This is a genomic window from Leisingera coralii (assembly GCF_049056525.1).
In the GTDB taxonomy this organism is placed as follows: domain Bacteria; phylum Pseudomonadota; class Alphaproteobacteria; order Rhodobacterales; family Rhodobacteraceae; genus Leisingera; species Leisingera coralii.
In genome coordinates, this window is the sequence record NZ_JBHUPT010000006.1 from 15,562 (window position 1) to 39,259 (window position 23,698).

The 23,698-nt window shown below is 65.0% G+C and carries 25 protein-coding genes; 14 read left to right on the plus strand and 11 right to left on the minus strand.

Going from position 1 to position 23,698, the window contains the following annotated elements:
* Positions 1 to 47: 47 nt before the first annotated feature.
* The 4 genes from ACFMBG_RS02735 (at position 48) to ACFMBG_RS02750 (ending at position 2,453) form a co-directional block, all read left to right on the plus strand.
* Positions 48 to 710 (plus strand): phosphoribosyltransferase, encoded by a 663-nt coding sequence (locus tag ACFMBG_RS02735; protein WP_421053198.1) that lies wholly within the window; start codon positions 48 to 50, stop codon positions 708 to 710.
* The gene (locus tag ACFMBG_RS02740; protein WP_421053199.1) at positions 701 to 1,150 is read left to right on the plus strand and encodes a YtoQ family protein; all 450 of its coding nucleotides are present in this window, start codon (positions 701 to 703) and stop codon (positions 1,148 to 1,150) included. The genes ACFMBG_RS02735 and ACFMBG_RS02740 overlap by 10 nt, the downstream gene beginning before the upstream one ends.
* Positions 1,147 to 1,677, plus strand: a complete 531-nt coding sequence (locus ACFMBG_RS02745) for a GNAT family N-acetyltransferase (protein ID WP_421053200.1) — start codon at positions 1,147 to 1,149, stop codon at positions 1,675 to 1,677. Before ACFMBG_RS02740 ends, ACFMBG_RS02745 begins: the two co-directional genes overlap by 4 nt.
* Before the next feature lie 239 nt (positions 1,678 to 1,916).
* Positions 1,917 to 2,453: a hypothetical protein gene (locus tag ACFMBG_RS02750; RefSeq protein ID WP_421053201.1), complete on the plus strand. Its 537-nt coding sequence runs from the start codon at positions 1,917 to 1,919 to the stop codon at positions 2,451 to 2,453.
* A 96-nt stretch (positions 2,454 to 2,549) separates the two neighbouring features.
* Here ACFMBG_RS02750 and ACFMBG_RS02755 read toward each other — a convergent pair whose 3' ends face one another.
* Complete coding sequence (locus ACFMBG_RS02755; protein WP_421053202.1) at positions 2,550 to 3,356, minus strand: mechanosensitive ion channel family protein; 807 nt, start codon at positions 3,354 to 3,356, stop codon at positions 2,550 to 2,552.
* A 464-nt stretch (positions 3,357 to 3,820) separates the two neighbouring features.
* On the opposite strand from ACFMBG_RS02755, the gene ACFMBG_RS02760 reads away from it, so the two are divergent.
* Positions 3,821 to 5,104, plus strand: a complete 1,284-nt coding sequence (locus ACFMBG_RS02760; protein WP_421053252.1) for an AlbA family DNA-binding domain-containing protein — start codon at positions 3,821 to 3,823, stop codon at positions 5,102 to 5,104.
* Between the two features lie 253 nt (positions 5,105 to 5,357).
* Here the strand turns inward: ACFMBG_RS02760 and ald are convergent, their stop codons facing one another.
* A complete protein-coding gene (gene ald / locus ACFMBG_RS02765; RefSeq protein WP_421053203.1) occupies positions 5,358 to 6,476 on the minus strand; it encodes an alanine dehydrogenase in 1,119 nt (372 codons plus the stop codon).
* A gap of 140 nt (positions 6,477 to 6,616) precedes the next feature.
* Between ald and ACFMBG_RS02770 the strand changes: the two genes are divergently transcribed.
* Entirely contained in the window at positions 6,617 to 7,075 is a 459-nt protein-coding gene (locus ACFMBG_RS02770) for an Lrp/AsnC family transcriptional regulator (RefSeq protein WP_421053204.1), read from the plus strand.
* A gap of 65 nt (positions 7,076 to 7,140) precedes the next feature.
* Here the strand turns inward: ACFMBG_RS02770 and ACFMBG_RS02775 are convergent, their stop codons facing one another.
* Entirely contained in the window at positions 7,141 to 7,980 is an 840-nt protein-coding gene (locus ACFMBG_RS02775) for a CPBP family intramembrane glutamic endopeptidase (RefSeq protein WP_421053205.1), read from the minus strand.
* A 270-nt stretch (positions 7,981 to 8,250) separates the two neighbouring features.
* Here ACFMBG_RS02775 and ppk2 point away from each other — a divergent pair, with 270 nt between their 5' ends.
* Entirely contained in the window at positions 8,251 to 9,168 is a 918-nt protein-coding gene (gene ppk2, locus ACFMBG_RS02780; protein ID WP_421053206.1) for a polyphosphate kinase 2, read from the plus strand.
* Positions 9,169 to 9,250: 82 nt separating this feature from the next.
* On the opposite strand, the gene ACFMBG_RS02785 is transcribed toward ppk2, so the two are convergent.
* Positions 9,251 to 10,318, minus strand: coding sequence for a CAP domain-containing protein (locus ACFMBG_RS02785; protein ID WP_421053207.1), 1,068 nt, complete (start codon positions 10,316 to 10,318; stop codon positions 9,251 to 9,253).
* A 719-nt stretch (positions 10,319 to 11,037) separates the two neighbouring features.
* A complete protein-coding gene (gene rpsU / locus ACFMBG_RS02790) occupies positions 11,038 to 11,244 on the minus strand; it encodes a 30S ribosomal protein S21 (RefSeq protein ID WP_005614280.1) in 207 nt (68 codons plus the stop codon).
* A gap of 120 nt (positions 11,245 to 11,364) precedes the next feature.
* Between rpsU and ACFMBG_RS02795 the strand changes: the two genes are divergently transcribed.
* Positions 11,365 to 12,066, plus strand: a complete 702-nt coding sequence (locus ACFMBG_RS02795; protein ID WP_421053208.1) for a COQ9 family protein — start codon at positions 11,365 to 11,367, stop codon at positions 12,064 to 12,066.
* A 107-nt stretch (positions 12,067 to 12,173) separates the two neighbouring features.
* Here ACFMBG_RS02795 and ACFMBG_RS02800 read toward each other — a convergent pair whose 3' ends face one another.
* Entirely contained in the window at positions 12,174 to 12,590 is a 417-nt protein-coding gene (locus ACFMBG_RS02800; RefSeq protein ID WP_421053209.1) for a VOC family protein, read from the minus strand.
* A gap of 225 nt (positions 12,591 to 12,815) precedes the next feature.
* On the opposite strand from ACFMBG_RS02800, the gene ACFMBG_RS02805 reads away from it, so the two are divergent.
* A complete protein-coding gene (locus ACFMBG_RS02805) occupies positions 12,816 to 13,799 on the plus strand; it encodes an NAD(P)H-quinone oxidoreductase (protein ID WP_421053210.1) in 984 nt (327 codons plus the stop codon).
* A 63-nt stretch (positions 13,800 to 13,862) separates the two neighbouring features.
* On the opposite strand, the gene ACFMBG_RS02810 is transcribed toward ACFMBG_RS02805, so the two are convergent.
* Positions 13,863 to 14,720: a DUF2189 domain-containing protein gene (locus tag ACFMBG_RS02810; RefSeq protein WP_421053211.1), complete on the minus strand. Its 858-nt coding sequence runs from the start codon at positions 14,718 to 14,720 to the stop codon at positions 13,863 to 13,865.
* A gap of 307 nt (positions 14,721 to 15,027) precedes the next feature.
* Positions 15,028 to 15,672 carry a ribonuclease T2 family protein gene (locus ACFMBG_RS02815; RefSeq protein WP_421053212.1) on the minus strand — a complete coding sequence of 215 codons (645 nt, stop codon included), beginning with the start codon at positions 15,670 to 15,672 and terminating at the stop codon, positions 15,028 to 15,030.
* A gap of 144 nt (positions 15,673 to 15,816) precedes the next feature.
* On the opposite strand from ACFMBG_RS02815, the gene ACFMBG_RS02820 reads away from it, so the two are divergent.
* Together ACFMBG_RS02820 and ACFMBG_RS02825 are read left to right on the plus strand one after the other, a co-directional pair.
* Positions 15,817 to 16,587 (plus strand): DUF1013 domain-containing protein, encoded by a 771-nt coding sequence (locus ACFMBG_RS02820; RefSeq protein WP_421053213.1) that lies wholly within the window; start codon positions 15,817 to 15,819, stop codon positions 16,585 to 16,587.
* A 307-nt stretch (positions 16,588 to 16,894) separates the two neighbouring features.
* Positions 16,895 to 19,018, plus strand: coding sequence for a hybrid sensor histidine kinase/response regulator (locus tag ACFMBG_RS02825; RefSeq protein WP_421053214.1), 2,124 nt, complete (start codon positions 16,895 to 16,897; stop codon positions 19,016 to 19,018).
* Between the two features lie 105 nt (positions 19,019 to 19,123).
* Here ACFMBG_RS02825 and ACFMBG_RS02830 read toward each other — a convergent pair whose 3' ends face one another.
* Positions 19,124 to 20,011, minus strand: a complete 888-nt coding sequence (locus ACFMBG_RS02830; RefSeq protein ID WP_421053215.1) for a LysR substrate-binding domain-containing protein — start codon at positions 20,009 to 20,011, stop codon at positions 19,124 to 19,126.
* Positions 20,012 to 20,148: 137 nt separating this feature from the next.
* Here ACFMBG_RS02830 and ACFMBG_RS02835 point away from each other — a divergent pair, with 137 nt between their 5' ends.
* Together ACFMBG_RS02835 and ltaE are read left to right on the plus strand one after the other, a co-directional pair.
* A complete protein-coding gene (locus ACFMBG_RS02835; protein ID WP_421053216.1) occupies positions 20,149 to 20,826 on the plus strand; it encodes a hypothetical protein in 678 nt (225 codons plus the stop codon).
* Positions 20,823 to 21,872 (plus strand): low-specificity L-threonine aldolase, encoded by a 1,050-nt coding sequence (ltaE, locus tag ACFMBG_RS02840; protein ID WP_421053217.1) that lies wholly within the window; start codon positions 20,823 to 20,825, stop codon positions 21,870 to 21,872. Before ACFMBG_RS02835 ends, ltaE begins: the two co-directional genes overlap by 4 nt.
* Positions 21,873 to 21,978: 106 nt before the next feature.
* Here ltaE and recR read toward each other — a convergent pair whose 3' ends face one another.
* Positions 21,979 to 22,578 (minus strand): recombination mediator RecR, encoded by a 600-nt coding sequence (recR, locus tag ACFMBG_RS02845; RefSeq protein WP_421053218.1) that lies wholly within the window; start codon positions 22,576 to 22,578, stop codon positions 21,979 to 21,981.
* A gap of 136 nt (positions 22,579 to 22,714) precedes the next feature.
* Here recR and ACFMBG_RS02850 point away from each other — a divergent pair, with 136 nt between their 5' ends.
* A complete protein-coding gene (locus tag ACFMBG_RS02850) occupies positions 22,715 to 23,218 on the plus strand; it encodes a GNAT family N-acetyltransferase (protein WP_421053219.1) in 504 nt (167 codons plus the stop codon).
* Between the two features lie 63 nt (positions 23,219 to 23,281).
* Here ACFMBG_RS02850 and ACFMBG_RS02855 read toward each other — a convergent pair whose 3' ends face one another.
* Positions 23,282 to 23,626 (minus strand): YbaB/EbfC family nucleoid-associated protein, encoded by a 345-nt coding sequence (locus ACFMBG_RS02855; protein WP_421053220.1) that lies wholly within the window; start codon positions 23,624 to 23,626, stop codon positions 23,282 to 23,284.
* Positions 23,627 to 23,698: the final 72 nt, after the last annotated feature.

A 23,698-nucleotide genomic window follows, 5' to 3' on the forward strand; every position in this document is an offset into this window, starting at 1 on the left:
CTTTGCCTTTCGCCGCGGCGCGCTAGGTTACGGGGTGGAGGCCCCGAATGTTTGAGGACCGGATATCCGCCGGGCTTCAGCTGGCCGAGAAACTGGCTGAACTGCCGATGAAGGATCCCGTGGTGCTGGCGCTGCCGCGGGGCGGTGTCCCTGTGGCGCTGCCCATAGCGCAGAAACTGCACGCTCCGCTGGACCTGATCCTGATCCGCAAGATCGGCATGCCCTCCAACCCGGAGCTGGCCGCGGGTGCCCTGGCTGAGGGCAGCAATCCCATATTCAACGGTGCCCTGCTGCAGGCCTCAGGCATGAAGCCGGAGGATTTCGCGTCTCAGGTTGCCCAGGCGCGGGAGGAAAACGCCGCCCGCCGCGCCAGCTATTTGCAGGGCCGCGACCCGGTGGAGCTGGAAGGGCGCACAGTGATTGTGGTGGATGACGGTATCGCCACCGGTGCCACCTTCATGGCAGCGCATTTCTGGCTCAAGGAACGTAAGCCTGCAGAGGTGATCCTGGCGGTGCCGGTGGCGCCGCCGGAAGCGGTGGACGAACTGCGCCCGCTGGTGGATACTGTGATCTGCCTGCTGAGCCCCAGGGACTTCTGGGCGGTCGGCGCGCATTACAGGGATTTTACGCAAACCAGCGATGACGAGGTCACGGCCGCCCTGGCCGCGGCCCCGCAGGCTGGCGCAGGAAAGGACACTAAGTGGCATTGAAGGTTTACCTCTCGGGTGAGATTCACACCGACTGGCGGGAACAGATCATCGACGGCGCACAGGGGCTGGAGGTGAGTTTCAACGCACCGGTCACCGATCACGACGCCAGCGACGATTGCGGCGTGGCCATTCTCGGCACTGAGGAAAACAAGTACTGGCACGACCACAAGGGCGCGATGGTGAATGCGATCCGCACCCGCAAGGGGATCGCGGACGCCGATGTGGTCGTCGTGCGCTTTGGCGACAAGTACAAGCAGTGGAATGCGGCCTTTGACGCGGGCTATGCCGCTGCCCTTGGCAAATCACTCATCGTGCTGAGCCCGCCGGAGCATCAGCACGCCCTGAAGGAGGTCCATGCGGCGGCGCTGGCGGTGGCAGAGGAGCCGCGCCAGGTGGTCGAAATCCTGCGCTATGTGCTGACCGGCAAGCTGCCTGGATGACGTTTCCGGTTCTGGAGACGGAACGGCTGGTCCTGCGCCCGCATGGGGTGCAGGATTTTGCCGCAGTGGCGGCGCTGTGGGCGGAGCCGGAGGTGGTGCGCTGTATCTCCGGCAAGCCCTCCACGCCGGAGGAAAGCTGGACGCGGCTGTTGCGCTGCATCGGTCACTGGCAGGCGCTGGGCTTTGGCTATTGGGCGGTGACCCTGCGCGGCAGCGGACGGTTTATCGGCGAAGTGGGCTTTGCCGACTACCGGCGCGAGATGCAGCCGCCGCTGGACGGTGTTCCGGAAGCGGGCTGGGTGCTGGCACCGGAGGTGCATGGACAGGGGCTCGCAACCGAAGCGGTGGGCCGCATTCATCAATGGGCGGCGGAGGCGACGGACTGGGCGGAAACCGCTTGCATCTTTGATCCTTCTCACACGGTGTCGCAGAAGGTGGCGCGCAAGCTGGGCTATGCGCCCGCAGGCGAAGCGCTATACAAGGGCAATCCAACGCTGGTCATGAAACGGCCGGTGTTCCGGGGCTGAGCCGGGGCGCTCCCCCCCTGAAGGCGCTTCCAGGGGAATCGCATTGCAGCGTTGGGCGTGGCGCCGCGCGGTGCGCGGCGGCGGCACGGTCCGTCCCGCGGCGCCTGGAACTTATGCCGACTTTGCATTTTTGCGATCGTTCAACGCTTCGTTAAGCGCAGCAGCCTAGGCTGGGGCTGAAGACACGAAACAGCTGACAAGGCAGCTGCCCTCTTATGCGGGCGGTGCCGGGAATTGCCATGAAGAACCGTCGCAGACCTGCTTCGCAAATCACCCCGCAGATCGAGGACGCGGGCCTGTTCAAGCGCGAGGTGCGCGACGTGCCGGTGGAGCTGGTGCCGGTGTTCAGCCGCAACAACCGCCGCGATCTGGTGGTCAAGGGGATCGTCAGGCCGGATACCGAAATCGAGGTTGTTTTCGCCGGGCGCCGGATGCGCGAGGCGGGGCCTCTGGTGGAGCGGATGAAGAAACTGCGGGCACAGGGGGTGCGGTCGGCGGAGAACGGGCACGAGGCAATGCTGCAGATCCGGCGGCTGCGGCTGCCGGTTCAGGTGCGCGGTGCCTGGCGCTTGCGGTTTGAGCCGGATGCCTCCGGCTGGGAGGTGAAGAGCTACCAGCTGCTGGCCGCGCAATGGGCCTTTACCGATCTGGACGGCAGCACCGTCGTCTGCGGCTGGCCGCCCGAGGAGCCGCAGGACAGGATGCTGGAGCGCGCCCGTGCGGCGCGCGCCCGCCAGGCCGCGGCCTGTGCCGCCCAGGCCGCCCGGGCGCGCTGATCCAGCAGGCGCAGCAACGCAGAACACCCCGCCGCAGGCGGGGCGCCGGGCCCAACGGGATGAGGCCCGTCAGGGCCGAAGACGGGCGGGAGCGCCTCAAGCTTCCTTTCTGACTTCCACCGTATGCGGGTAGGGGATCGAGATGCCCTTGGCGTCAAAGGCCTCCTTCACGCCCTGCATCAGGGCAAACTTCAGCTCCCAGTAATCCTCGGCCTTGCACCAGACCCTTGCGGTCAGATCGACTGAGCTGTCGCCCAGATTGGTGACCCGGACCCAGGGAGCGGGGTCCTGCAGCACCCGGGTGTCGGCGGTTGCCAGCTCCAGGATGACCGCCTTGGCCTCCTCGGCACTGTCGCCGTAGTCGATGCCGAAGACCAGGTCGGCGCGGCGGGTGGGGTGATGCGAGAAGTTGGTGATGATCGCGCCCCAGGCCTGGCCGTTGGGAATGATGATCTGCACGTTGTCCGGCGTGGCCAGCTCGGTCACGAACAGGTTCAGGTCCTTCACGGTGCCCGCGGTGCCGCCGATATCGACATACTGGCCGATCTTGTAGGGGCGGAACAGGATCAGCATGAAACCCGCGGCCAGGTCGCTGAGCGTGCCCTGCAGCGCCAGGCCGGTGGCCAGGGTGGCGGCGCCCAGCATGGCGACCAGGCTGGTGGCCTCGATGCCGAAGATGTTGAGGATGGCGACCAGCACCACCAGGAGCAGCACCCAGCGCACCGCGCTGGCGGCGAAGTTGCCCAGCGTCGGGTCGATTCGCGGCGTGCTGTTGATCCGCCGCCGCACCGCGCTGCTGATCCAGCCGGTGGCGATCCAGCCGAGGATCAGCACCACCAGCGCCTTGGCGCCGCTCACCGCCAGAGGCCAGTAGGCCCCGGCCTGCTCCATCATCTGTTCCATGTCCGCTGTCCCTTCGCGCGTTCTTTTTCTGCGCCGGACTGTCGTGGAAGCGGCAGGCTGTGGCAAGAGCGCGCAGCGGGGAAAGATTCGGCGGGGAGGGCTCAACCTGCGGCTGCTCTGGCGTGCGGGGCGGTGCTGCGTTTGCGCTGCTTATGCGGCAATAGCTGGTGGTAAGGGCAGCTTTGCGCAGGTTGCGGAATTTGCAAAGTGCGGGCCGCAAGGCGCTTTGGATTAGACAGGCAGGTCCATAGTGGCGTTACACTTACACCTAGTGACGCTTCGGCGCGGCCCGTCGAACCAGGCCTTGGTGATCCGAGCAGAAAGTGATTTATGCGCTCGCTATGCAGATAGCAGATCGTTATCCTTCTAGGCGAAAAGGAAACAGCTTCAAGATGCAATAAAGGGTAACAATTTTGACGAATGCCGCTGATCTAAAGCCACTGGTAGACGCTCCAAGAGAGGACTTGGGAGCGGAGTATAAGACGTGGCTCGACCTTTCACAGAATGATGGTCGGGCAACAGTGGCGAAAGCAGCCATTGCCCTTGCCAATCATGGCGGAGGCTTTCTGGTTTTGGGCTTTGATGAACAGGGCGAAAACCTCATCTCCGCACAAAAACCAGAAGAGATTCCTGAAGTTACTCAAGATGTCGTAAACGCAGCAATTCGCCGCTTTGCGACCCCCGAGTTTCACTGCGAAGTCCACTTGATCAAAAGCGCAGCCAGTGGAGCCGAACATCCAGTTGTCTGCGTACCGGGCGATCAAACGGAACCGGTGATGAGTAAACGGGATTGCAACGGCGTGATCTCGCGTAATCGGTGCTATATACGAAAGCCAGGCCCCCGTAGCGAAGAGCCACAAACTAGCGAAGAATGGCGTACGCTGATAAATCGGTGCGTCCGGGCGAGCCGCGAAGATATGCTTGAAGCCATTCGTTCGATAGTCTCTGGGCGAGTTGACGCCATTGAACCTCCACCCAACATACAGGCGGAGCTAACCCAATTCTGCACAGCGGCAAATGGTCGATGGCAAGAGCTTTCTGCAGCACTGCCAGAAAACTCCCCGTCACGGTTCCCAGATGGTTTTTTCGAGATGGGGTTTGCGCTAATAGGGAACGATCCCGCACAAAACCTTGCAGAAATCCAAGATCGCCTGCAGAAAGCACGGCAGGTTCGGATGACGGGTTGGGGTCCTTTTTTGGATTTGAACCGGCAGGAATGGCGACCATACCCCCATGACGGCATGGTTGAAGCATGGGTGGGTCGACCGGTTGAAGAACGGCTATTGGCGGAAGAACCCGCACATGCCGACTTCTGGCGCGTTGACCGATCAGGAAAGCTCTACTCAATTCGCGGGTATTCCGAAGACGGACTCAAAGACACACCAGCCGGTCGAGTCATTGATGTGACATTGCCGGTCTGGCGTGTTGGTGAAGCGACGTACTTTGCACTGAGGTATGCCGAACAGTTTGAAGGTGTCGAGACGATAGCCATTCGTGTTCGCTTCACAGGTTTGAATGAGCGAACTCTTACGAGTGTGACAGGACTGCGAATGATGATGGACTATCGGATCAGTCAAACTGACGAGGTGCTTTTGGAAACCACCGCCAGTCTTGCTCAGCTTCGCGACAATATGGTCGAGGTGATTCATGGCCTACTTACTCCTCTTTACGAGGTGTTCAATTTCTTTCCTCTGTCGCAGGCGCTTGTGGAAGAAGAATTGGAGCGTATGAGGCAAGGACGTTATTAACTGGTTTCCCTGGCGGGCTTGATATCATCAGAACGGCCGCACTGAACTTTCACCGTGGCTACCGACGCTGAAGTGCAGATTCCCCTCCCTGCATTGGCAACCGTGATAGTCAAAGACCGAATATAGCGTCCGCTCCGGGCCGCAAGCGCGCCGGCTGGATTTGCAGCGGCAGCGCTCGAAGCTTTGCCGTGGCCGCAACAGAAAAGCCCCGCCGGAACGGCGGGGCTTTCCCAATTCAATCTATCCGAAGCGCTTACTGCTTCAGCGCCAGTTTCGGCGACAGAACGTCGATGCCCAGGGCCTCGCCGACCGCGTAGTAGGTCAGCTGGCCGGCGTGCACGTTCAGGCCGTTCAGCAGGTGCGGGTCGTCCTCGCAGGCCTGGCGCCAGCCCTTGTTGGCCAGGTTCAGCATGAAGGGCATGGTGGCGTTGCCCAGGGCCTGGGTCGAGGTGCGCGCCACGGCGCCCGGCATGTTGGCCACGCAGTAGTGCATGATGCCGTCGACCTCATAGATCGGGTCGGCGTGGGTGGTCGCCTTGGAGGTCTCGAAGCAGCCGCCCTGGTCGATGGCAACGTCCACTAGCACTGCACCCGGCTTCATCTCCGAGAGCTGCGCGCGGGACACCAGTTTCGGCGCTGCTGCACCGGGGACCAGAACCGCGCCGATCACCATGTCGGCCTCGCGCACCAGCTCAGCGGTGGCGCCGGCGGTGGAGTACTGGTTTTTGAAGGTGCGGCCGAAGACGTCGTCCAGGTACTTCAGGCGGGTCAGCGAGCGGTCGAGGATGGTGACATCCGCGCCCATGCCGGCCGCGATCTTGGCTGCGTGGGTACCGACGACGCCGCCGCCGATCACCACAACCTTGGCCGGGGCCACGCCGGGCACGCCGCCCATCAGCACGCCGCGGCCGCCGTTGGCCTTCTGCAGGGTCCAGCTGCCGACCTGGGGTGCCAGGCGGCCGGCCACTTCCGACATCGGCGCCAGCAGCGGCAGGCCGCCGCGGTCGTCGGTGACGGTCTCGTAAGCGATTGCGGTACAACCGGATTCCAGCAGGTCCTTGGTCTGCTCCGGATCGGGTGCCAGGTGCAGGTAGGTGAACAGCAGCTGGCCTTCGCGCAGCATCTTGCGCTCAACCGCCTGGGGTTCCTTTACCTTGACGATCATGTCGGCGGTGGCAAAGATTTCCTCGGCGGTGTCGAGGATCACCGCACCGGCGGCGGCATAGTCTTCGTCGGTGAAGCCGGCGCCCATGCCGGCGCCTTTCTGAATGACAACCTCATGGCCGCGGATGACGGCCTCGCGGGCGGCGTCGGGGGTCATGCCGACGCGGAATTCCTGCGGTTTGATCTCGGTGGGGCAGCCGATTTTCATGTGAGTCTCTCCTCCAAATCAATCTGCGGTCATTTTGCCGCAGGCGGCGGAAAAGGTGCTGCTTTTTTGGGCAGAATAAAAACATGCCTTTCGAAGAATCTTCGTCTATACAGGCAAAAGCAAGCAAGGATCTTCGCAAAATGTCTTTGGACGAAACAGATCGTCGCATCCTCTCGGTGCTTCAAAAGCAGGGGCGCATCTCCAACGCCGACCTGTCGGAGCGGGTGAACCTATCCGCTTCGGCCTGCCACCGGCGTGTGCAGAGGCTGGAGGCGGAGGGCTATATCCGCGATTATGTCGCGCTTCTGGACGCGCGCAAGATGAACGTGCCGACCACGGTGTTTGTGGAGATCACCCTGTCCGGCCAGGCGGATGAGGTGCTGGACGCCTTCGAGAAGGCGGTGTCGCGGATCCCGGACGTGCTGGAGTGCCATCTGATGGCGGGGACGGCGGATTACATCCTCAAGGTGGTGGCGGAGAACACCGAGGATTTTGCCCGCATCCACCGCCAGTATCTGGCGCGGCTGCCGGGGGTGGCGCAGATGCAGTCGAGCTTTGCGCTGCGCACCGTGTTCAAGACGACGGCGCTGCCGGTTTGAGCCATCGGAGGGGGTGACATGCGTGCACCCCCTGTGCACCCCCTGTGCACCGGCGCGGCGGAAATTCAGGCCGGGCCCGGATAGGTGAACAGCAGGAGGTGGGTGAGGTTGAAGGCGAAATGCATTGCCACCGGCACCCGGAACCTGCCGCTTCCCCAGTAGCCGAGCCCGCAGGCCAAACCCAGCAGCGTGGCGAAACCGGCGACCGCCGGGCCTGCACCCAGGTGGACAAGACCGAACAGCAGGCTCGCCGAGGCGATCCCGGCGGCAGGCCCGAAGCGGCGGCTGAGGCCCTGCTGCAGGTAGCCGCGGAAGAAGGCTTCCTCTGCCAGGCAGGTGAGCAGCAGATTCGAGAGCATCCAGAGAAGGGTCCAGGCGGGGAGGCTGGGGTCCCATTGCAGCGCGCCGGCTGCCATGGCCAGCGGGAACAGGGTGGCGAGCAGGAGCAGGCCGGAGAGGAAGGCGGGTTTGCCTGCCGGATCATTGCGCTGCAACAGGGCAGGCCAGGCCAGCAGCAGGGCGAAGAACACCAGCGGTTTGTCCAAATTCAGGTGCAGGGAATACGGCGCGCTATCGGGGCCGGTCTGCGCCTGGTCGAGGATCAGCAGGTTCTGCACTCCCGGAAAGAGATGCGCGCCAAGCGCCAGGGACCAGAGGGTCAGCAGCGCATGGCCGGTCAAGCGGACCGGGCCGCGGGTGCGGGGGATGAAGGCTGCGAACAGCAGGCCGGTGGCCATCGCCATCAGCGCGGGCGGCGTCAGATGGCCGGCAGCAACAGCGGCCGCAGCAAAAAACGCGAGCAGGGCAAAGGCCAGCCCGCGCCGCCTGCTCCAGCCCGCGGCCAGCGCGGCCATCAGGATCAGCCAGGGCCAGGTTTGGGGCAGGGTTGTCACAAGAAAGCTCATGGCCCGCACTTAATCCGGTCAACTGCCGGTTTTCCAGCCGGCTGCGCGGGTGCGCCACGGCTTTTGCGCTTGAACCCGGGCGGGTTTTCCGGTTGCCTTAGAGGAAGCTTCTGGCCGGCGGTTTCCTGTTGCGAGGCCTTGCCGGCAGATGGTTTCCCGTTGCGCGCAGCGATGATTTCCGCGGCTGTCCCAACGGGGCGACATCAAACATTCACATGCTGCCGGTAAAAGGCGGCGTTTTCACCACCTGACAAGGAAGGAACCCTGCCCGTGACCCGCGAATATGAGACCGCATCCCTGGACTGGCTGGAAGCGGAGCTGCAGGACACGCTGGACGAGGATATCGAGATCGAGTTCTCAGAGCCGATGCTGAGCCAGGAGATCCGCAAGATCTACCGCGAGCAGCACCCGGAGATGCTGGACCGGCAGGTCTATTTCCGCAACCTGTTGCGGCTGCAGGCGGAGCTGATCAAGGTGCAGGACTGGGTGCAGCATAGCGGCGCCAAGGTCTGCATCCTGTTCGAAGGCCGCGACGCGGCGGGCAAGGGCGGGGTGATCAAGCGGATCACCCAGCGGCTGGACCCGCGGGTGGCGCGGGTGGTGGCGCTGCCGGCGCCGAACCGCCGCGAGCAGAGCCAGTGGTTCTTCCAGCGCTATGTGCCGCATCTGCCGGCGGGCGGCGAGATCGTGCTGTTCGACCGCTCCTGGTACAACCGGGCCGGCGTCGAGCGGGTGATGGGCTTTGCCAGCGACGACCAGGTCGAGCAGTTCTTTCAGGACGTTCCGGAATTCGAGCGGATGCTGGTGCGGTCGGGAATCATCCTGCTGAAATACTGGTTCTCGATCACCGACGAGGAGCAGCAGCTGCGGTTCATGATGCGTATCCATGACCCGATGAAACAGTGGAAGCTGTCGCCGATGGACCTGGAGAGCCGGATCCGCTGGGAGCAGTACACCAAGGCCAAGGAGGCGATGTTCAAGCGCACCAACATCCCCGAGGCGCCCTGGTACATTGTCGAGGGCAACGACAAGAAGCGCGAGCGGCTGAACTGCATCGAGCACCTGCTGACCAAGATACCTTATGAAGAGGTGCAGCACGAGAAGGTCGAGCTGCCGGACCGCAAGTACAATCCGGACTATGAGCGCCAGGTGCTGCCGGATGAGCTGTATGTGCCGAAGATCTATTGAGGTTTGAGGCCCCTGGAGCAGGGGCCTGAACATGCAAAAGGGCGCGCCGCAGCGCGCCCTTTCCTGGTTTGCCCGGTGGGGATCAGAACAGGAAATCGCCGGAGCTGAGATCCTGCGCGGTGATGTCGCGGAGCAGCATGCTGTCGCCGTCATTGTCGGTGATCAGCAAGCCTCTTGCGGTCTGGCTGGTGTGGTTGTTCATCAGGTCGCCGAAGCTGGTGATGCCGCCCGCAGCACGCAGGTCAATACGTTCGCCGCTGGCCAGCGGATCGAAGTCGGCTACGGTGTCTTTACCGCTGCTGAAGACAAACAGATCGCCGCCGCCCCGGCCGGCCATCCAGTCATTGCCTGCGCCGCCATCCAGGGTGTCGGCGCCGCCACCACCCCACAGTTTATCTTTACCGTTATTCCCAAACAGGCGGTCGGCGCCGTTATAGCCCCTCAACCTGTCGTCGCCGTTGCCGCCGGACAAGGTGTCTCCGTAGCTGCCGCCTAGCAGGGTGTCCTGGCCGTCCATGCCGCTCAACTGGTCCCGGCCGGCACTACCACTGAGTTTGTCGTTTCCAGCGCTGCCGGTCAGCGAATCGTTGCCGCCTAGGCCGTCCAGAGTACCGGCGCTGCCCAGAGACAGGACATCGTCGCCGGCGGTGGGTATGTTTCCGGTGCCGCCGCCCGAGCCGCCGCCGGACCCGGTGTCGAGCTGCAGCGGAGCGCTGGTGCGGGCGAAGTTCTGGGTGACCATCACGGCATCCCAGCCATTGAAGTTGCCCTGCTCGATGCCGATGCCGATCACTTCGACATTGGCGCTGAGGATGTTGGCGCGGTGGCCGGGGCTGTTCATCAGCGAATTGTGCAGGTCGATAACATCATCTGCGAGGCCGGGGGCGCCGCGTTCGCTCTGCCAGGCGATGTTTTCGGCCCAGGTATAGCTGCCGGAGAACACAAAACCAGCATCGGCCATCCGGTCGCCGGCGCTGGAACCGCCGACACCGGTGTGGGAGAACACATTGTTGTTCAGCATCCACCCGCTGTGGTCTTCGGAAGAATCGTTGAGCCGCAATTCCAGCTGTACCGGGTTGAGACCGCGCGAAGTGCGCTCGGCGTTGATCAACTCGAGCATCTGCCGCTCGAGTACGCTTGCCTGTGACATCGTTAACTGCTCCATGAGTGTGCCGGACCTCCGGCGGTGCGCCATCCGGTTAAAGGAAATTGTTTGGGCCGGAAGTCCGGGGGGGCGGATTTGCGGTTTTGCGGCGGAGCTCTGCCCGTTGAGCGGCGGATGGTACGCGGATTTCTGCGCGTTTTGCCGGTTTGGAGCGTTGCGGCGCGGCCACGGACGGCGGCGGCAATTGTCCGCCGCCTTGCCGGCCCCTTGACGCGGTCAGGGGATTCGCTCCGGCGCGCTGGCCGCAGGCAGCGCGGCGAGGACAGGATATGATGTCTGGAAACGGTCCGGACGCCGCCGGGGGGGGATTGGCGGCGTCCGGTAATATTGGAAACCCGGGAGAGGCGTGCCTTGTTTGCAGGGACCAAGACGGGCGCCGGAATTAAATGGGGGGGGCGCAGCCCGCCCCGGGTTTCGATATTCCGGGTGTTCCAGGCCCGGACGGCGGGGCAAGGTTAGGGAAACGCATCAGATTTGCCCTGCCGTGAACCCTGTATAGCAGAACGGATTGCAGAAATACACCCTAAAGGTGTAATTTAAAATACTTCACGATTTTTGCGTGTGCTGCAAAACGGCCGGCCGGTGTTTGCGGCCCGTTCAAATGACAAACCCCCGGGCGGGGCCGCGGGGGTCGTCTGAACTTATGTTCCGGCGGATCCGAAGATCTGCCTTAGTGCTGTCCAAAGCTGGAGAGCAAGGTTTGCTTACAGCAGACCTTCGCGCTGGGCTTTCTTGCGTGCCAGTTTACGGGCACGGCGGATCGCTTCAGCTTTCTCGCGCGCTTTTTTCTCGGACGGCTTCTCGAAATGCTGCTTCAGCTTCATTTCACGGAAAACGCCCTCGCGCTGCAGCTTCTTCTTCAGGGCACGGAGCGCCTGATCGACGTTGTTGTCGCGAACACTAACCTGCATGTGGTATTCACCACCTTTCTAAGTTTTGAGTTGCAAGGAAGATTGCAGGAAGTGGCCGTATAGCAAAGCGCCGCTAATTTGTCTAGTAGGGTGTCAGGACACTGCCAGCTGGAGGGTGAGATGACCGAAGACCAGGATCACGCGCAGGACGATATCAGGGAAAAACTGCTGGATGCGGCGCTGGTGCACGTGCCGTTCGACGGCTGGTCGGAGGTGACATTCCGCGCTGCCTGCCACGATGCGGATGTGCCGGAGGTGCTGGCCCATGCGGTCTGCCCGCGCGGCGGGGTGGATCTGGCGCTGGCCTATCACGCCCGCGGCGATTCGCGGATGCTGGAGCGGCTGGCGGCCGAGGATCTGTCGGGGATGCGGTTCCGCGACAAGGTGGCGGCGGCGGTGCGGTTCCGGCTGGAGGCGGTCGATGACAAGGAGGCGGTGCGCCGCGGCACCACGCTCTTGACGCTGCCGCAGTATGCGGGCGACGGGGTCAAGGCGATCTGGGGCACCTGCGACCTGATCTGGGAGGCGCTGGGCGACGGCTCCGACGATCTGAACTGGTATACCAAGCGCGCCTCGCTGGCCGGGGTCTATTCCGCCACCGTGCTGTACTGGCTGGGCGACGATAGCCTGGACCACCAGGCGACCTGGGATTTCCTGGAGCGGCGGATCGACAACGTGATGGACTTCGAGAAGCTGAAGGCAGGCCTGCAGAAGAACCCGTTCCTGAAACCGTTCCTGGTGGGGCCGAACTGGCTGGCCGAGCAGATCAAACCGCCCAAGGCGCGCGATGACTTGCCGGGCTCGCTGAACCCGCGCCGCTGAGATTGCGCCGGCGGCGGTACAGCCCCCTGCTTGGCGGAGCGGCGTGGAAGTCTATCACCGTCTAATCAGCCCGCTGCGAGTGGCTTTTGCGGCCCGTGCAGCCTGCGCTATCCGTCGCGTCCCGGTTCGTCCGGGTTGCTGGAAAACACTGCGATCTTGTTGCCCTGCGGATCGCGCAGGTAGCCAACATAGAATCGAGGCCCGTAAGCGACGCGAAAGCCCGGCTGCCCCTCGTCGGAACCTCCTGCAGCCAGCGCGGCGGCGTGAAGGTCGCGAACCTGCTGTTGATTGCGCGCCTGGAACGCGGTCATGGAACCGTTGCCAGCGGAGGCCGGGCGCCCGTCAAAGGCGGGTTTGACGTAGAAATCAGGCGGAACGGGAGACTGGCCCGGCTTGGCGGGCAGTGCGTAACTCAGCCCCGCCGGCCCTTCCTCCAGTTCGTAACCAAGGGCTGGCAGGAACGCGGAATAGAAGCGTTTCGCGCGTGCGATGTCATCTGCGCCAACTGTGACATACGCTATCATGCCGGGCGGTGTCCTTTGCAGCTCTGGCTCTTGCAGCGGTTTTGCCGGGTGAGGCTAGACCAGCACGCAATCAGGTTCAATGAAAGCAGCCTGTTTCCGGGCAGGCGGTTTTGCCTTGCCGCCCGCACGGGCTGTCCGCAAAGCGCCCGAACTGCGGCGCCTTTGCTGTTTGCGCCCCCCTTGCCGGATGCTAGGCAGGGGCAAGGATCAGGAGGACATATTCCGATGACAGAGATGATGCGCGCGGTGGAGATCAGCAAACCCGGCGGGCCGGAGGTGCTTCGCTTGTGTGAGCGCCCGGTGCCGCAGCCGGGGCATGGCGAGGTGGTGATCAAGGTGGCTTATGCCGGGGTGAACCGCCCTGATGCGCTGCAGCGCGCCGGAGCCTATGACCCGCCCAAAGGTGCCAGCGACCTGCCGGGGCTGGAGGCCTCGGGCGAGGTGGTCGCCGTGGGCGCAGGTGTCAGCGGCATTGCGGCGGGCGATCAGGTCTGCGCGCTGCTGCCCGGCGGCGGCTATGCGGAATATGTGGCGACGCCTGCGGCACACTGCCTGCCGGTGCCGGAAGGGCTGGATCTGAAGCAGGCGGCCTGCCTGCCGGAGACTTTCTTTACTGTCTGGTCCAACGTGTTCACCCGCGGCGGGCTGAAAGCGGGCGAGCGGTTCCTGGTGCATGGCGGCTCGTCCGGGATCGGCACAACCGCGATCCAGCTGGCCCGGGAATTCGGGGCACGGGTGTTTGCCACCGCAGGCTCGGACGAGAAGTGCCAGGCCTGCCTGGACCTGGGCGCGGAGCGGGCAATCAACTACCGCGACGAGGATTTCGTCAAGGTGATGCGGGAGCAGGGCGGCGCCGATCTGGTGCTGGATATGGTCGGCGGCGATTATATCCCGCGCAACGTCAAGGCGATGGCCGAGGACGGCCGCCTGGTGCAGATCGCCTTTCTGCAAGGGCCGAAGGTGGAGCTGAACTTTGCCCTGATGATGGTGAAGCGGCTGACGCTCACCGGCTCGACCCTGCGCCCGCAAAGCGACCTGGCCAAGGCGCAGATCGCCCAGGATCTGCGCGAGGCGGTCTGGCCCTTGATCGCGGCGGGCAAGGTCAGGCCGGTGATGGACAGCGAGTTCGCGCTGGAGGAAGCGGCCGCGGCGCACGCCCGGATGGAAAGCTCCGGCCATATCGGCAAGATCGTCCTGAAGGTCGGGTGATGCCTTAGGGGTTTCACGCAAAAGGGCCGGCGGATCAGCCGGCCCTCATTGTTTGCGCGGATGCTACTGCACGGCGCGCCGGTACAGGTGCCAGGTGGCATGCCCCAGCACCGGCACCACGATGATCAGCCCGGCCAGGAACGGGATCGCGCCGATCACCAGCGCGGAGCCGACAAGCACGCCCCAGGTCATGCAGACCACCGGGTTCTTGCGCAGCACCTTGATCGAAGTGGCCACCGCCACCGGCAGGCCGGTATGGCGGTCCAGCAGCAGCGGGAAGGACACCAGGCTCATCGCCAGCGCGGCAAAGGCAAACACTGCGCCTACCGCACCGCCGGCAATCGCCATGGTCCAGCCTGCGCGGGTGGTGAGCACATCGCTGGCGAAGCTTGCGATCGAGGCCGGCGGCTCCGGCCCCAGGGTGCGGCTGTAGATCATGTCGGCTGCCACCAGCCAGATGATGAACAGCGCCGCCAGATACAGACCCAGCACCAGGATGGCGCCAAAGGCCGGCGAGCGGATGACGCCGAAGGCATCGACCCAGCGCGGCTCGAAGCCTTCTTCGCGGCGCTTGGACATTTCATAAAGCCCGACCGCTGCGACCGGCCCGAGGATCGCAAAGCCCATGATCATCGGCACGATCAGCGGCAGGAGGTTCATCGACAGGCTCATCACGATCAGCGCGATGCCGATGAGCGGATAGAACAGCACCAGGAACATCGCGTCGCTGCGGCAGGCGGCAAAATCCTCCAGACCTGCGGCCAAAGAATGGATGATGTCATCCATGCTCAGGTCGCGTGCCTTGGGCAGCTCCTTGACGCCGTCGCTGCCCATTTCGCCGACGGTTTCACTGATATGGTGCCCGGTGGTTTCTGCACCCTGCAGAAGCCAGCTGAGCGGGTTACCGATTGTTTTTGCCATGCGCTTCCTCCTCCTCGCTGACCAAAACGGAAGTGCCGTTCAGGCAGGGCCGGGCGCGGCACGTGTCCCTATTGTAGCACGAAACACGGCAAAGTCTGCTTCACAGGCCATTTATTGCTGCGCGAGGAGAGCGGCGCCTCGCGGCGCCGGCCTCCGGCGGGAGTATTTGCAGAAAGATGAAGAGGCGGCGGCTTAGGCCGTGCCGCCTGGAAAGCGTGTGGCGGCAGCTTCATCTTTCCCGAAAAACTCCGGGGTGAATTGGCCGAAAGGCCAAGAGGGGCAGCGCCCCTGTCCGGCCGGCGCAGGGTCAGCGCACCGGCGCGAAGCGGGCGTCCTTCAATGTGCAGTCCTTGATCGCATCGCGTCCGCAGGGCACCGGGTCCAGTGACTTGGTCAGGCAAATGCGGGCCTCCTGGATGGCGCCGGCCCGGCAGGTGATGGTCAGGCTGTCGCGCGTCAGGGAGGGATTTTCCTTGAGAAACGCCTCCTCCACCACCGATGCGGGCAGGGTGACGGGCTTGTCCAGCTTGCGGAAGATGGCGGGGCGGGTGACGCGGGTGTAGGCCTCGCGCATCTGGGTGTAATACTGGCGGGCTGTCAGACCGGAGCAGGTGCCGTGTTTCTTCCACTGGTGCCAGGCGAGGCCCGCGCTGCCCATGATGTCCGCCATCTCGCGGCTCATCGCCCGGCTCGGCGGCGCCTCGGCGCTGCGGCAGTAGCTGGGCCAGCCGCGATGGTACTGCGGCCAGAGCCCGTGCAGGGTCCAGCCATAGTCATGGCGGGCATCGCATTGGTCCGCATCGCGGGCGTCACCCTCCTGCGCGCACCAGTTCGGCGACCAGCTGAGCGCCAGCACGTAGTAGTCGAACTCTCCGGCCGGCTCGCCCTCTGCTGCGGCAAGCGTGGCAAAACCCGTCAAAACAGCCGCCAAACCCAGCAATAACTTGCGCATTGGCCTCTTTCCTTATGAAATCAAGCTGACTATATAGGGCAGAAGTTCCCCGACAACGGAAACCTGCCCCGCACGCCGGGGACGCCCTTTCAGGCGGCGGGAGAGATGTATCCGGGGATCAAGGTGTTTTAAGGAGATGAGCACATGGCAAAACCGTTGATGGCCAAGGCAACCGCCGTGTGGCTGGTGGACAATACCACGATCAGCTTCAAGCAGATCGCCGATTTCGTGGGCATGCACGAGCTGGAAATCCAGGGCATCGCCGATGGTGAAGTGGCGGTGGGCGTCAAGGGCTTCGACCCGGTGGCCAACAACCAGCTGACCCAGGACGAGATCGACAAGGCGCAGGCCAATCCGCTGCACAAGCTGAAGCTCAAGTTCAACCCGGCTGCGGCCGGCGAGGAAAAGCGCCGCGGCCCGCGCTATACCCCGCTGTCCAAGCGCCAGGACCGCCCGAACTCGATCCTGTGGCTGGTCAAGTTCCACCCGGAACTGAGCGACGGCCAGATCGCCAAGCTGGTGGGCACCACCAAGCCGACCATCCAGTCGATCCGCGAGCGCACCCACTGGAACATTGCCAACATGCAGCCGATCGACCCGGTGGCGCTGGGCCTGTGCAAACAGTCCGAGCTCGACGCCGCGGTGCAGAAGGCGGCGGCCAAGAAGGCGGCCGAAGGCGGCGTGATGAGCGACGACGAGCGCCGCAAGCTGGTGTCCACCGAGCAGTCGCTGGAGATGGAAGCGGAGCCGAAGATCCCGAGCGCCATCGAAGGCCTGGAAACCTTTACCCTGGGCGGCGGCTCCAGCGCCGATGAGGAGGAGAAGAAGGAAGAGGAAATCCTCGACGCCGACAGCTTCTTTAACCTGCCCTCGGGCGGTGACGACGAGGACGACGACGAGGATCCCCGTTACTGATCTTTCGGGGCCCGCGCGGCCCGGTTTGGGATAATCATTAAAAAGCCGCAGATCCGGTGCTCCGGATTTGCGGCTTTTTCTGTTAGAATTGAGTCTCAAGTTTACAAGATGTTGACTACGCTCCAATGATTTGCGCAGCATGATGTTGCGGGCAATTTTGTTCCAGGCTGCCTGCGGTTATTGGGGTATGGGAAAGGCCTCCGCCAAGAGGGGCGGTTTCCCGCTGTGTTAGGGACAAAGTTAATGAGTGTTGCCAGCGGGCCGGTGCAGGAAGCCGGTCTGCGCAGGGATGGCAGGAGTACAAGACATGGACGCATCGGGAACGCCGGGGCTGTGGGACAGCTGCGGCCTGGATCTGGGGGCGCTGGCAGGCTTGCACGGGCTGGAGTTCTGCCAGGAATTTGCACAACAGCTTTCACATTGCACAGGCGCGGATCTGGTCACCGTCGGTGAGCTGGCGGCCGGAGAGGCCGGGCGCATCAGGGTGCTGGCCAGCAGTTTCGACGGGCTGCCGCTGGGGGATTTCGAATATGACGCGCGCGGGGCGCCATGCCTTGATGTGGTGCTGAGCGGTGAGCCGCAGGTCGTTCCTTGCGGCGTGCAGGCGCTTTATCCCGAGGACGGGATGTTCATCGAAGAAGACATCCAGAGCTATGCAGGCGTTGCCCTGAAAGATGCGGGCGGCGCGGCGGCGGGCCTGGTGCAGGCAGCCTGGCGCCGGGACATCGGGAACGGGACGGGGCTGCAGGCAGTGGCGCTGATGGAGCGTTTTGCGCCGCGCCTCGGCGCGGAGATCGCCGGCCGGCGGCGGCTGGCAGCCCTGGCGGCGCTGGCAGAGGGGCCGGGCAGCGTCTCTCCGGAGGCGGCGTTCCGGCAGCTGGCACAGGAACTGCAGGGCGCGCTTGGGGTGCGCGGGGCCCTCATTGCCGAATGCGCCGGGGGCAGGCCGGACTGCGGCCGGGTTCTGGCCTGCTGCCTTGACGGGCAGCCGGTGGACGCGGCGGAAGGCCAGGGTGTGCGCAGCGACGGCGCTGCCGCCGGTTTGCCGGATGGCTGGGAAGCCTTCCAGCTGCCGGAGGGGCTGCGGCAGGTCTTTCCGGCGCTGGCGCAGGATCCGCAGGTTTGCCTTGGCTATCCGCTGCGCAACGCGGGCGGTGCGGTGACCGGATGCCTCGTGCTGCTGCATGACCGGGAGATCGGGGCGGGCAGGCTGGAGGCGGATCTGGTGGCGCTGGTTGCGGCCCGCGCCGGTCTGGAACTGCGCCGCCGCGCCGCGGATCAGCGCCGCCAGCAGGCAGAGGCGGCGCAGCTGGTCCGGCACAAGGCCGAGAGCCTGGGGCGGCTGGCGGGTGCCATTGCGCATGAGTACAACAATCTGCTGGCCTCGATGCAGGGCAGGGCCGAGCTGGCGCTGGCGCATCTGGAGGCGGGGCATCCGTCGCAGCAGCATGTGCAGGCGGTGGAACAGGGGCTGCAGGCCTCGGCCGGGCTGGTGCGGCAGCTGACGGGCTTTGCCAGGGGCGGCGGCGGCCAGGCGCCCGCGCCCTGCGACCTCAACGCCATCGTGCAGGAGGCGATGGCGCTGGTGCCGGTGGCGTGCCGCAGGGGCAAGGCGGTGGTGCTGGATCTGGCCGAAGGCGTGCAGGCGGCGCATCTGGATCCGGAGGAGGTGCGGCAGCTGCTGCTGAACCTGGTGCTGAACGCCGCGGAGGCGATCGGCCCGGGCGCTGGCACCATCACGGTGAGAACCCGGCGCACCCGTCTGGACGCCGCGGAGCGGCGCCAGCTGCTCAAGGGGCGCAACATGGCCGCGGACGAGTGCCTGCTGCTGGAGGTCTGCGACACCGGCGGCGGCATGGGGCAGGAAACGGTGACCCGGATCTTTGACCCGTTCTTCACCACCAAGCCCGGCGGCCGCGGCCTGGGCATGGCGGTGGCGCTGGGGATCATCAGCCGCCACCGGGGCGGGCTGGCGGTGGAGAGCCGCGAGGGCGCGGGCAGTGTTATCCGCTGCTATTTTCCCGCCTGCGCTGCTGCGGCGGCAGCCGCACAGCCGCCCGCCGCAGCGCGCAGCGCCGGGGTGTGGCGGATCCTGGTGGTGGATGACGAGGACACCGTGCGCCGGGCAGTGGCCGGCCTGCTGCAGCTGCGCGGCTGCGAAGTGGCGCAGGCGGATTGCCATGACGCGGCGCTGGCCCTGCTGGAGGCGGAGGGGCCGTTTGACGGCGCGGTGATCGACATGAGCATGCCGGGGCGCGGCGGCTGGGAGACCCTGGCCGGCTTGCGGGCGGCGCAGCCGGGCCTGAATGCGGTGATGATGAGCGGTTTCGCCATCCCTGCCGGAGAGGCGGGCTTTCCGGAGCTGGCGGACGTGCAGGTGCTGGACAAGCCCTTTACCAGGGAAAAGCTGTACAAGGCGCTGTTCCGCTAAGGCGGTGCAGACCGGCGGCGGGGCTCCCGCGCCTGCAGCTGCCCCTGGCGGGGCCGCCTGGCAGCCTGGGGCCCGGCGCCGCGCTGGCGCGCGGCGCGGCAGCGCCTAACCGGCGGCGGCGTGGTCCAGCAGCCAGCTGCGGACCCGTTCGATCCGGCTGGTGCCGGCCTTGGCCTGCGGGGTCAGCAGGTAATAGGCGCTGGCAGGGGTGCAGCGGTGCGGATGGGCCTGGATCAGGGTGCCCTCGTCCAGTTCGCGGCGCACCAGCAGCTCCGGCAGGATCGCCACGCCGTGGCCGTATTTCACCGCGTCGATCAGCATCTCGAACTGGCTGAACAGCGGGCCGGTGGGCTGCGCGGGCAGCGTTTCACCCAGATCGCCGAACCAGATCTGCCAGCTGAGCGGCCGGGTGGTGTGCTGCAGGGCGGGGTGGTCCAGCAGAGCGCTTGCCGCCTGCACCGGGCTGCCGGGCAGGCCGGGGGCGGCAACGGCGATCAGCGTCTCCGGCATCAAGAGGTCGGCGCGGAAGCCCGGCCAGGGCGGGTCGCCTTGCACGATGGCGAGATCGACCAAGCTGGCATCGACCTGAGCATTGTCCAGATAGGTGATGGTGTTGACCGTCAGCCGCGGCTGTTCCCGGGCGAGCTGGGCCAGATGCGGCATCAGCCAGCGGCTGCCGAGCGTCGGATAGGTGCCGATATTGAGCGCGCCATAGGGGTTATCCCGGGTGCGCAGGCGGTAGAAGGTGGCCTCCAGCGCCTCCAGCTGCGGCGACAGCTCCTGCAGCAGCATGCGGCCGGCACCAGTGAGCTGAACCCGCTGGCGCTCGCGTTTGAACAGGGTCTGGCCGGTCTGGGTTTCCAGTCCCTGGATCTGGCGGCTGAAGGCGCTTTGCGACAGGTTCATGGCGCGGGCGCCCTGGGCAAAGCTGCCGGCGCGGGCGGCGGCCTCGAAACAGAGGAGGGCAGCGGTGGGCGGGATCTTGCGGCGCATGCGGTCACCCTGCCATGTGTTGCAATTTTTGCAAGAGAGTGTGCGGAAGACCGGCTGTTTTTGCGGCGCCGGGGCTGACACACTGGCGCCGAATGCATCACACCACGCGATCAGCACGACATATGGGAGCGCGCGATATGAGTTTTGAACCGCAAATCAACGACGCCGATGTGCAGGCTGTCACCCAAGCCATGAAGACCATGCCCGATTCCGCCTCGGTGGCGGAGTTTGTGCCTGGGCCCGGCATCCAGCGGCTGGAGCTGACGTTTGACATCCAGCTGCTGCAGGAGGCACTGGAGGAATGCCTGCGGCGCGAAGAGTTCATGGGCGGCATGCAGGACCAGGGGTTTGCCGCGCTGCCGCTGACGCAGAGGCCGGGGCAAACCGAATGGACCGCCAACGACCTGTCGGGCCGCTACTGGCTGCGCGCCGACGGCCGTTATGTCGAGGAGCCGCGCGAGGATCTGGTGCCGGAGGTGGAGTTTTCCGAGTTCAATCCGAAATTTGCGGGCACCTATTTCGAGCATGTGCACAGCGAACTGGCCAAGCGTTTCCCGATCGGGCGGACGCGGGTGCTGTCCAAGGGGCTGTACAATTGCAATTCCTGGCACCGCGACCCCGAGCCGCGGCTGCATATCCCGGTTCTCTCCAATCCCGGCTCGCTGTTCATCGTGAACCATCACGTCACCCACTTGCCAGCGGACGGGTCGGTGTATTTCACTGACACCCGCGGCTACCACACCGCTTTGAACGGCGGTGAAACCCGGCGCGTCCATATCGTGGCGGCGCTGGCCTATGACCAGGTGACGGAATGAGCCAATATGCAGGGCTTGCGGGAGCAGGGGGCAGTGCTGTCCTCTGCGATCTGCGCAGCGATACGGTGACGCGCCCCGATGCGGGTATGATGCAGGCGATGGCTGCGGCAGGGCTGGGTGATGATGTCTATGGCGAGGACCCGTCCGTGAACCGGCTGGAGGCGGTGCTGGCCGAACGTCTGGGCAAGGATGCGGCGCTGTTCCTGCCCACCGGCACCATGAGCAACCTTGCCGGCCTCTTGGCCCATTGCCAGCGCGGCGAAGAGATCATCACGGGCGCGGGGTATCACGTGCAGGCCTATGAGGCCGCCGGCGCCTCGGTCCTGGGCGGGATTGCGCTGTGCCCGGTGGAGGTGCGTGCGGACGGGGCGCTGGATCCGGGCGCGGTTGCCGGGGCGGTCAAGGCGGATGACAGCCATCTGGCCATCAGCCGCCTGCTGTCGCTGGAGAACACCCATAACGGGCTGGCGGTGCCCCTGGCAGATATGGCGGCTGCGGCGGAGGCCGGGCGCAAGGCGGGGCTGTCCGTGCATCTGGACGGGGCGCGGTTCTTCAATGCGGTCACCGCGCTGAGGTGCTCCGAGACAGACCTGGCTGGGCTGGTGGATACGGTCTCGGTCTGCCTGTCCAAGGGGCTGGGCACGCCTGCGGGCTCGGTCCTGGTTGGGGCTGCGGATGTGATCGCGCGGGCGCGGCGCTGGCGCAAGATGCTGGGCGGCGGCATGCGCCAGGCGGGCGTGCTGGCGGCGGCCGGGCTTTATGCGCTGGAGCATAACGCGGGGCGGCTGGCGGCGGATCATGGTCGGGCCGAAGAGCTGGCTCGTGTGCTTCGGGGCTTGGGCGCGGGAGAGGTGGCACAAGCCACCAACATGGTGTTCTTCACGCCGGATGACGGGCGCAACGATGCGCTGCGGGCGCATCTGGCGGCTGAGGGCGTGGTGATTGGCGGCGGCAGTGCCGGTGCGATCCGCATGGTGCTGCACAAGGATGCGGATGACGCTGCGCTGGCGCGGGCGGTGCAGGCGCTGCGGAAGTTCTACGGCTGACAGGCTGAGGGAGGCCGCGCCCGCCTTTGGCAGGCGCGGCCCCGGAAAATTTCAAATTTTCCGGCCAAAATTTTTCCTCAAAAATTTTCTGCGCCCAGCCGCGCCGTCAGATTTCCTTGCGCGCCTTGAGGGCTGCGGAAATGGTGCCGTCGTCCAGGTAATCCAGCTCGCCGCCGATCGGCACGCCCTGGGCCAGAGAGGTGATCTTGACCTGGCCCTGCAGCTGGTCGGCGATGTAATGGGCGGTGGTCTGGCCGTCGATGGTGGCGTTCAGCGCAAGGATCACCTCGCTGATGCCTTCGGTCGCCACCCGGTCCACCAGCCGGGGAATACGCAGATCCTCCGGGCCCACCGCATCCAGCGCCGACAAGGTGCCGCCCAGCACGTGGTAGCGGCCCTTGAACACGCCTGCGCGTTCCATCGCCCAGAGGTCGGCCACATCCTCGACCACGCAGAGTTCGCCGTTGGCGCGTTCCTCATCGGTGCAGATCGGGCAGATCTCGCTGGTGCCGACGTTGCCGCAGTTGAGGCATTCGCGGGCGGTGGCCGCCACTTCGCTCATCACATCGGCCAAGGGGGTCAGCAACAGCGCCCGCTTGCGGATCAAGTGCAGCACCGCGCGCCGTGCCGAGCGCGGGCCCAGTCCGGGCAGCTTGGCCATCAGGGCAATCAGGTCTTCGATGTCGCTGGTGGAGTTCTTGATCATGCCTTGGGCCCTTTTCTTCGCAGCCATATAGGCTGATCGGGGCAGGGGAGCGCAAGGGCGGGGCGGTAAAATGTTCAGGGTTTGTTTTGCCGCTGCCCCGGGGGTATGCCTTGACAGGGCCGGCGGAGGATTTGGAATGAGACGTGCCGCAGAGCAGAAGGAAGACGGTTCCCGGCAGCTGCGGTTTGGCCGGCTGACGGAGGTTGCGCCGCAGGAGATTGCCCGCCACATGTGTGATCCGCGGATGGCAGAGCATATGCCGCTGCTGACAGGGGCTTGGGATGAGACGGCGGCCAAGGATTTTGTGGCGGCCAAGGAGGCCTGCTGGCAGCGCGACGGGCTGGGCCATTGGGCGTTTCTGCGCGGCGGCACCTACCTCGGCTGGGGCGGGTTCCAGAAAGAGGGCAGCGAATGGGATTTCGGGCTGGTGCTGCGGCCGGAGTGTTTTGGCTTTGGCCCCGTCATTGCCCGCAAGGCGCTGGATTTTGCCCGGCGGGATGCGCGCATCCCCTTTGTCACCTTTCTGCTGCCGCCGACGCGCTGCCATCTGCGTCCGTTGACGCGCCTGGGAGCGGTTCAGACTGGTGAGGTGCAATACGAGGGGCGGCGTTTCCTGAAATTCCGGCTGGAGACGGGCTGAGGCGGGCAAGGAAAAAGGCGGCTCCAAACGGGCCGCCTTTCAAGGATTGGAGCGTGCAGCCGCTTAGAACGGCAGCTTGATGTCCTTGGGCAGGCCCATGCTTTCGGTCAGCTTGGTCATCTCTTCCTGCGCCTTTTCCGCGGCCTTGGCCTGGGCGTCCTTGATCGCGGCCAGGATCAGGTCCTCGACCACTTCCTTGTCGTCGCCGTTGAAGATCGACGGGTCGATGTCCAGGGCCTTGAGGTCGCCCTTGGCCGAGGCGGTCGCCTTGACCAGGCCGGCGCCGGCCTCACCCGTCACCATGACGTTGTGCAGGTCTTCCTGCATCTGCGCCATCTTGGTCTGCAGTTCCTGTGCCGATTTCATCATCTTGGCCATGTCGCCAAGACCGCCGAGGCCTTTGAGCATCTGTGTTCTCCTGAGATTCCGGTTTGGGCCACAGATACGGGCCGCGGGGGCGTGAAACAAGGGGGAGGTTTG

What these genes read in the sequence shown, in the direction of transcription:
- ald (WP_421053203.1), bottom strand. Translation starts at nt 6,476, where the DNA reads ATGAAAATCGGCTGCCCCACCGAGATCAAACCGCAGGAATTCCGCGTC.
- ACFMBG_RS02750 (WP_421053201.1), top strand. Translation starts at nt 1,917, where the DNA reads ATGAAGAACCGTCGCAGACCTGCTTCGCAAATCACCCCGCAGATCGAG.
- ACFMBG_RS02800 (WP_421053209.1), bottom strand. Translation starts at nt 12,590, where the DNA reads ATGATAGCGTATGTCACAGTTGGCGCAGATGACATCGCACGCGCGAAA.
- ltaE (WP_421053217.1), top strand. Translation starts at nt 20,823, where the DNA reads ATGAGCCAATATGCAGGGCTTGCGGGAGCAGGGGGCAGTGCTGTCCTC.
- ACFMBG_RS02820 (WP_421053213.1), top strand. Translation starts at nt 15,817, where the DNA reads ATGGCAAAACCGTTGATGGCCAAGGCAACCGCCGTGTGGCTGGTGGAC.
- ACFMBG_RS02805 (WP_421053210.1), top strand. Translation starts at nt 12,816, where the DNA reads ATGACAGAGATGATGCGCGCGGTGGAGATCAGCAAACCCGGCGGGCCG.
- rpsU (WP_005614280.1), bottom strand. Translation starts at nt 11,244, where the DNA reads ATGCAGGTTAGTGTTCGCGACAACAACGTCGATCAGGCGCTCCGTGCC.
- ACFMBG_RS02775 (WP_421053205.1), bottom strand. Translation starts at nt 7,980, where the DNA reads ATGAGCTTTCTTGTGACAACCCTGCCCCAAACCTGGCCCTGGCTGATC.
- ACFMBG_RS02785 (WP_421053207.1), bottom strand. Translation starts at nt 10,318, where the DNA reads ATGTCACAGGCAAGCGTACTCGAGCGGCAGATGCTCGAGTTGATCAAC.
- ACFMBG_RS02810 (WP_421053211.1), bottom strand. Translation starts at nt 14,720, where the DNA reads ATGGCAAAAACAATCGGTAACCCGCTCAGCTGGCTTCTGCAGGGTGCA.
- ACFMBG_RS02745 (WP_421053200.1), top strand. Translation starts at nt 1,147, where the DNA reads ATGACGTTTCCGGTTCTGGAGACGGAACGGCTGGTCCTGCGCCCGCAT.
- ACFMBG_RS02855 (WP_421053220.1), bottom strand. Translation starts at nt 23,626, where the DNA reads ATGCTCAAAGGCCTCGGCGGTCTTGGCGACATGGCCAAGATGATGAAA.
- ACFMBG_RS02825 (WP_421053214.1), top strand. Translation starts at nt 16,895, where the DNA reads ATGGACGCATCGGGAACGCCGGGGCTGTGGGACAGCTGCGGCCTGGAT.
- ACFMBG_RS02735 (WP_421053198.1), top strand. Translation starts at nt 48, where the DNA reads ATGTTTGAGGACCGGATATCCGCCGGGCTTCAGCTGGCCGAGAAACTG.
- recR (WP_421053218.1), bottom strand. Translation starts at nt 22,578, where the DNA reads ATGATCAAGAACTCCACCAGCGACATCGAAGACCTGATTGCCCTGATG.
- ACFMBG_RS02755 (WP_421053202.1), bottom strand. Translation starts at nt 3,356, where the DNA reads ATGGAACAGATGATGGAGCAGGCCGGGGCCTACTGGCCTCTGGCGGTG.
- ACFMBG_RS02795 (WP_421053208.1), top strand. Translation starts at nt 11,365, where the DNA reads ATGACCGAAGACCAGGATCACGCGCAGGACGATATCAGGGAAAAACTG.
- ACFMBG_RS02835 (WP_421053216.1), top strand. Translation starts at nt 20,149, where the DNA reads ATGAGTTTTGAACCGCAAATCAACGACGCCGATGTGCAGGCTGTCACC.
- ACFMBG_RS02815 (WP_421053212.1), bottom strand. Translation starts at nt 15,672, where the DNA reads ATGCGCAAGTTATTGCTGGGTTTGGCGGCTGTTTTGACGGGTTTTGCC.
- ACFMBG_RS02830 (WP_421053215.1), bottom strand. Translation starts at nt 20,011, where the DNA reads ATGCGCCGCAAGATCCCGCCCACCGCTGCCCTCCTCTGTTTCGAGGCC.
- ACFMBG_RS02770 (WP_421053204.1), top strand. Translation starts at nt 6,617, where the DNA reads ATGTCTTTGGACGAAACAGATCGTCGCATCCTCTCGGTGCTTCAAAAG.
- ACFMBG_RS02850 (WP_421053219.1), top strand. Translation starts at nt 22,715, where the DNA reads ATGAGACGTGCCGCAGAGCAGAAGGAAGACGGTTCCCGGCAGCTGCGG.